Here is a 1,931-nt window from a genome sequence, read left to right as displayed (position 1 = left end):
GGCTGGCGGTGGTGCAGGTGCTGGGAGAGCTGCGCCTCCAGGCCCGCGGGGGCCGCGCCGGGCTGGGCGGGACGGGGCGGCGGGACGATGCGCTTGGCGCGCAGGTCCTTGATGACCAGCCGGGTGATGGTCTTGAGCGTGTCCAGCACGCCTCGGCCGTTGGCGGCGGCCGTCTCGAAGTCGGGGACGCCGCGCGGATTGAGTTCCCGGCGCAGCTCCTCCACGGAGAGGATGTTGTCCAGGTCCCGCTTGTTCCACTGCATCACCAGCGGGAAGCGGTCCAGGCGGATGCCGTTCTCCAGGAGGTTCTCCTCCAGGTTGGCCAGGGACTCGCGGTTGGCGTCCATGGCCTCCGCCTGCGAGTCCGCCACGAACACGACGCCGTCCGCGCCCTGGAGCACCAGCTTGCGGGTGGCGTTGTAGAAGACCTGTCCGGGCACGGTGTAGAGGGCCAGGCGCACGGAGCAGTCGCCCACGCGCTCCACCTTCACCGGCAGGAAGTCGAAGAAGAGCGTCCGGTCGCCCTCGGTGGCGATGGACATCATCTCGCCGCGGTGGGCCGGGCGAACGGTCTCGTAGACCTTTCGCAGGGTCGTCGTCTTCCCCGACAGGCCGGGGCCGTAGAAGACGATCTTCGCGGCCACTTCGCGGGCCATCAGGTTCACGCTGCTCACGGTGTCAGCTTACCTAGAACGACTCGGCGCCTTGCGCCAGTTGCGGGGCGAACATTCGCGGGCGTCCCGGCCCGGTGCTCGGCCGCGAGCAGGGCGAACAGGGCCGCTTCCTTCGCCTCCTCGGGGAAGCCCAGCACGTCCAGGCGCTCCAGCGGCACGGGGGCCAGCCGCGCCCGCAGGTCCGCCATGAGCACCGGATTCCGCGTCCCACCCCCCGAGGCGTACACGGCCTCCATCCGGGGGAAGCGGGGCCGCAGCCAGGTGTCGAAGGCTCTCGCGGTGGCCTCCACGGTGAAGGCCCGCGCGGTGGCCATCAGGTCATGGGGCCGCTCCGGCGCCGCCTTCCAGAGCCGGTCCACCAGCGCCTCGCCGAAGCCCTCGCGGCCCGCGCTGCGCGGGGGAGGACGCGCGAGGAACGGATGCGCGAGCAGTTCCTCCAGGAGCCCCGGGATCACCTGCCCCTGGGAGGACAGGCTCCCGTCCCGGTCACACCCGAGCCGTCCCTGCGTCGCCCGCCGAGCCAGGCCGTCCAGCACCATGTTCGCGGGCCCGGTGTCGAACGCGAGCGTGTCGTCCAGGTGTTCACCCACGACGCTCACGTTGGCGATGCCGCCCAGGTTGAGGAACGCGCGCGTGGCGTCCGGGCGCTCGCGGTTCCGGAAGACGGCCCAGTCCAGGTAGGGCACGAGCGGCGCGCCCTGGCCGCCCACCGACATGTCGCGGGTGCGGAAGTCGCTGACGACGGGCAGGCCGGTGCGCTCCGCGATGACGTCCGCTTCGCCAATCTGGAGCGTGGAGGCGATGGGGGACAGGTCCGAAGGCAGGTGGGCCATCGTCTGACCGTGCGAGCCGATGACGTGGATGTCCTCGCGGCTCACGCCCGCGCGCGCGATGACGGCGAGGACCGCTTCGGCGAAGCGTTCACCCAGCTCGAAGTTGAGGGCGCAGAGGCTCCGGGCGTCCTGCGGGCCCAGCACCCGCGCGATGAGCTCCGGAGAGAAGGGCTGGGAGACGTGCGCGAGCAACTGGAGCTTCACGTCCGCGCCCGTGCCCTCCACCTGGCATAGCGCCGCGTCCGCGGCGTCCACGCTGGTGCCGGACAGCACGCCCACGCACAGCCGGGGCGGCAGGGACCGGCGCGTGCGCGAGTTCGCGCGCCTGGTGCAGCGCGAGCACGTGGCCGCGCTCTACGCGGACCTGCCGCCCCTGGTGGTGCCGCAGCTCATCCAGGCCCCGCAGGCGATGGTGATGCTCAAG

2 protein-coding genes are annotated in these 1,931 nt (G+C 72.0%); both read right to left on the bottom strand.

Annotated elements, in window-relative coordinates:
* The coding region (locus D7W81_RS41080) for a GTP-binding protein (RefSeq protein WP_244227795.1) at positions 1-674 on the bottom strand (674 nt) is incomplete at its 3' end.
* A complete protein-coding gene (locus D7W81_RS41075) occupies positions 671-1,786 on the bottom strand; it encodes an anhydro-N-acetylmuramic acid kinase (protein WP_244227794.1) in 1,116 nt (371 codons plus the stop codon). The genes D7W81_RS41075 and D7W81_RS41080, both read right to left, overlap by 4 nt.
* Positions 1,787-1,931: the final 145 nt, after the last annotated feature.

It is taken from the genome of Corallococcus aberystwythensis (genome assembly GCF_003612165.1).
In the GTDB taxonomy this organism is placed as follows: domain Bacteria; phylum Myxococcota; class Myxococcia; order Myxococcales; family Myxococcaceae; genus Corallococcus; species Corallococcus aberystwythensis.
The sequence above is the reverse complement of the archived record's forward strand: the minus strand, read 5'-3'. Positions and strand labels throughout refer to the sequence as shown.